The organism is Wolbachia endosymbiont of Tuta absoluta, from assembly GCF_059414725.1.
In genome coordinates this window covers 1-4710 of the sequence record NZ_JBNRJY010000093.1, presented here as the reverse complement: position 1 = coordinate 4710, position 4710 = coordinate 1, and the positions used below count along the sequence as shown (strand labels likewise).

6 protein-coding genes are annotated in these 4710 nt (G+C 34.2%); all 6 read right to left on the bottom strand.

Annotated features, from left to right (window positions below):
* Nucleotides 1-78: 78 nt before the first annotated feature.
* Nucleotides 79-1077: a phage tail protein gene (locus tag ACJ5GX_RS01150; protein WP_230609259.1), complete on the bottom strand. Its 999-nt coding sequence runs from the start codon at nt 1075-1077 to the stop codon at nt 79-81.
* A 104-nt stretch (nt 1078-1181) separates the two neighbouring features.
* A complete protein-coding gene (locus ACJ5GX_RS01145) occupies nt 1182-1931 on the bottom strand; it encodes a hypothetical protein (protein WP_230609257.1) in 750 nt (249 codons plus the stop codon).
* Between the two features lie 162 nt (nt 1932-2093).
* Complete coding sequence (locus ACJ5GX_RS01140) at nt 2094-2885, bottom strand: baseplate assembly protein (protein WP_230609256.1); 792 nt, start codon at nt 2883-2885, stop codon at nt 2094-2096.
* A 2-nt stretch (nt 2886-2887) separates the two neighbouring features.
* Nucleotides 2888-3223, bottom strand: coding sequence for a GPW/gp25 family protein (locus ACJ5GX_RS01135; protein ID WP_096097272.1), 336 nt, complete (start codon nt 3221-3223; stop codon nt 2888-2890).
* A 7-nt stretch (nt 3224-3230) separates the two neighbouring features.
* Nucleotides 3231-4322, bottom strand: coding sequence for a PDDEXK nuclease domain-containing protein (locus tag ACJ5GX_RS01130; protein WP_264377309.1), 1092 nt, complete (start codon nt 4320-4322; stop codon nt 3231-3233).
* Nucleotides 4306-4560, bottom strand: coding sequence for a PAAR domain-containing protein (locus tag ACJ5GX_RS01125; protein WP_230609252.1), 255 nt, complete (start codon nt 4558-4560; stop codon nt 4306-4308). Before ACJ5GX_RS01125 ends, ACJ5GX_RS01130 begins: the two co-directional genes overlap by 17 nt.
* Nucleotides 4561-4710 lie beyond the last annotated feature (150 nt).

Below are 4710 nucleotides of genomic sequence, written 5' to 3'. Positions count from 1 at the left end.
TAACTTTAGAGTCCATTTACTTGCGGCTTTTATTGTTGATATACTTCCCACCATAATTGTAATAAGGTATATAAACTATCACAAGTACAAATTTCTATTTGATCTTACATTTTTATTGTAATAACCTATATGAATCACACAGCTAAACCTTTCTAAAATTGGCTTGTGTTTTAAATTCCAACGTTGCCCTGAAAGTTTATCGTTTCCCAATACAAATTTATTTCCTTCTTCTTCTATGCTATCAACCGGAAAGCACGCATTTGTTTCTCCTAAGTTCCAACTGTCCGATAATATAACTTGCGCTTTCGCAAACTTTATTTCTGGTAATAAGCTCTGTGGTAGTGGATATAGTGCTTTTAAATTGTACCACTGATGATTTCTTTCATAAATGCCTTTATAATCCCTTGTGTGAGGTTCTGTTTCCCCAAGTACTGCTACATCTAAGCGATATATGTCATTACTAAATGCTTGCTCATAATGGTTACGTAGATAACTCTCTATAACCTTAATTGATGTACCACTAAACCAAAAAAAATTTACTCTTCCAAACGATAATACTGGTCCATCTTTTTCAATTTTTATCCCTGAGTAATCCGATAACAAATTTCCAAAAAAGCTTTCATCTAATATAAACCTATCAACGTTATAGTGATCATTGAAAATCCTCATTAGCCGCGATCTTGCTGGTAACGATAGTTTTGCAAGTTCTACTACTGCATCTACAAAAAAGTCATTTGGAACATCTTTTATTCCTATCTGTAATTCAAAAAAGTGCTTGCCAGATGGCTCCTCAATAATTGTAATATCTTCTATATTCGCCCACTTTAGTGCTATTTTGAGTGATGCTGGAGTTCCTCTCAGTCTTTGAAATTTTACTCCTTCTACTACGGCTTTTCTTTTATCCTTTATCCAACGTAGAATTTCCCCCAATTCATATTCCTCAATCAACCACGGCAGTATTTCATCTTTAAGACTAAATTTAAATTCCCTGATGCAACTTGGATTAACTTTGTAGTCGATTGCTTCTACTAGCACTTTTTCTTGCTTTGTTGCGTTTGGCGGTAATAAACTTTTCATTTGCTTTTTCTTGCTCTAACTCTTTTGCTTATATGATACATAAGTAAACAAGAGATAGTTCTGACCTTGGTACGGAAATTTCCTCATTAAAAGTGTATCTGTTACTAAATTTGCTTAACGTAAAAACTGCTTGCCGTTACATTAGACATACTACTTCCAGGCTCATTGAGAGATACTCTGTTTTTTTTATTATCTTCTATTCTATGATTTCTACCACCGAGAGATACAATACCTTTGTTGGCAATGCAAATTATCATATCACCATCAGATTTTGTGAATATCTCTTTCTCCTCGCTTCTAGTATAGTTATGGCTATCATGCAACGCTTTTGCAATACTGTAAATGAGCTTCATATCACCATATGATACTTTTTCAATGCCAGCTCGTGTCAATGCTTTTAGGTCTGAACATATCCTGCTTGCAATTTGGTTAATAATAGCTTTTCTGCCATGCAACCCTCTTTGAATTTCCACAATATCAATCTCAATAATAGCTGTTCTGTCTTCCTTACTAAGCTTGATGTTGGGATGTTCTCTTTGCAGATCGTCAATTTCTTTCTGCTTCAGTTTACTTGAAAAGCACCTGGGTATTGAAAACGCAACAAATCCAGATCCAACTTTCAAGATCTTCATGCCCAACTCTGCACTGCTTCTTAACATTTCTGAGTGTAAACAAACCCTTGGATGGCCATCCACCACTTCTTTTAATGCAACTCTTGCATCTCTTTTAACCTTATCTGATGAATTACACCAATTACATGGATTAAACACATAAACTATTGCATGTAATGGCAAAAGTAGTGCTCTGCCTACAGCCCCGCAAAAGTTTGCATTTGATTGTTGTTCCTGTGCCATTAAAATACCCCCTAATGTTACCTATTTAAGTTTTGTATCCTCCACACATACAATATAATCTGAGGTAATATCGTGTCAATTGATTTACTGCTAATGTAATATATTCAAAAATATTATGAACTTCTTAAAAGTGCTTGCTAGTAAAAGAATACGTTTCAAATCCTATATTTCCTCTAATTTAACATGACTAAGAACTGCACACTCATTACCTAGCACCATAACATTCTCTCTTGGCTCGATTAATTCTACGTTTTCTACACCCTCTACAAATAAATTTGCTATTATCCAAGATTTTGTAACATTCCATCCCAATCTTTTGCTTGCTTCAAACTTCTTGATGAACTGCTTCTTGATTTCCTCCTTTGATATCACAGGACTTATGCTCATTCTGCTGTGAATATCTATTTCCGTAATATTGCAACCAACTACTGTTACTGTATCTGTTAAAACCCTTATATCATCTCTAGTAACCTGCTTTTTTACAATTTCTAGTAGCTCTTCTGACAATATGCCAGTTTGTGTTGATAAGATTGAAATTTGTACTTTTCCTGGTATAGGTGATTCTACTAGTGCATCTTTTACTCTACTATCTGCTGACAGTGCATGATATTTATAATATTCCTTACTTCCTCCTGTTGACCAACCTGCTATTTTTGCTTTTACCCTCTTTCTAAATCTTTCATCCTCTTCTTCTTTTTCTCTCTCTACTCCATAAAATTCAGCCAAATTATCAAGATCTTCTCCCTTTGCAAATTTCAGTAAATTACTCTTTACTGCTTCGTTCATCCTTTGTCTGAGCAAAAGTTCTCGCCATGCTGCTACCTCCAGAATCTTTATCGCTGGATCACTTTCCACCAATCCTGTAAAGCTTGCATCCCGACTCACTAACTCTTCTTTCATTCTGAAAAATATTTCCTCAAAGTTCAGTGGTTCGATAATATTTGGCTGCTGCATTTTTAAACAACTACTCCATTAATATTTATGAACTTACCTTCTGAAAGATAGACACCTTCTAAATTCAATGTTACTCTCCCTTCTTTTACTTCTGTTATCTTCACTTTCTCTAATTTAAACCTTCTCTCCCATTTTTCCAAAGCTTCTGCAGTTGCTGCATATATCTCAAGTGTTAAATCTCTATTTATTGGCTTATCCACCAATTCAAATAATCTTGACCCATAATCTCTCCTCATTATTCTACTGTTAATAGGAGTGGTCAGTATATCAATTATCGATTGCTTTAAGTGCTCTATTCCCTCTAATTCTTTCCCTGTTTTAGCATCCATTCCTTTCATATATTTTTCATGGATTTGACTTAATACTTGCATGTTTTTCACGTGCTATAGAAATAGCCTTTCTCAACTTCTTTTCAAGAATTTCTTTAGAAGGAAGCTGTGTTAAATACTGTGCAACATGAATATTAGAGCCTTCGAGTTCAAGATATTCTATATCCTCTTGATCCTTATCAGCACATAAAATAATCCCTAACGGTTTTTCTTCACCTGCTTTTCGTTCATTTTTATCTAACCAATTTAAATACCATTCCATCTGTCCTTTATAGGCTGGTTCAAAGCGACCTATTTTTAGTTCTATTGCTATAAGGCGTTTTAATCCTCTGTGAAAAAATAGCAGGTCCAAATACCTGTCAGTTGTTTTAGTACTCATCCTTTTTTGACGTGTTACAAAACAAAAATCATTTCCAAACTCTTGTAAAAATTTTGTCAATTCATCCAAGATTGTATTTTCTAGATCAGTCTCACTATAACTTGATGGCAATTCCATGAAGCTAAGGAAGTATGGGTCATGAAAAATGAATTCTGGTGCTAACATATTTTCTTCACGTAAATTTTTTATACTCCTTCTTATGAAATCTTCAGGTTTTTTTGCTAGTGCTGTACGTTCATACAACATAGTATCGATTTTACTACGTAGTGCCCTAACACTCCACCTTTCAATACGACACATTTCTATATAATAATTACGCTTCAGCTCATCAGAAATTGCAATAATTTCTACAAAATGTGACCAACTCAATTGTTGTGACAGTGTCGCGACAATCTCTTGATCAGGAAAGAATTTAGAAAATTGTACCATACGAAATAATGACGCTCTATCAAATCCACGTCCATATTTAATCTGAAGTTCTTTTGCAAGTTGAGAGATGATTTGCTTCCCATAATCTGCACGTTTGTGCTTTAGGATATCTTGATCAATTCTGGAGCCAATTTCCCAGTTTAACAATACTAGAGTAGAGTTGAATTGAACAGAAAGATAATTCTTTGCTCTATCTATTAAATCACTAATGTCTCCTAATAGGCTAGTAGTTATACCCATGTTCATAACCTTACTTTTGGTAAGTATAACAGATGGTTTATTTTTATCCTGAAAAAACATTATTACTTCCACTTATTACCTTGAAACCACAAGATACTGAATCCCCAACTCTTCCCACTCCAAACCCATTTGCAAACACTGTTTTTGATCCTTCAGTTAATACTCTACCTTCTGTAAAATTATCTCCTTTCCGGCAAACTGGCTTACCATTTACAAAAACATTGTTACTGCCACTAACGCAAAAATGTAGTGTTGCTTCTGCACAATAATCTCCTACTCGCACAACCGATTTATTCATCAATTAAGGTGTGTGATTCATATAGGTTATTACAATAAAAATGTAAGATCAAATAGAAATTTGTACTTGTGATAGTTTATATACCTTATTACAATTATGGTGGGAAGTATATCAACAATAAAAGCCGCAAGTAAATGGACTCTAAAGTTA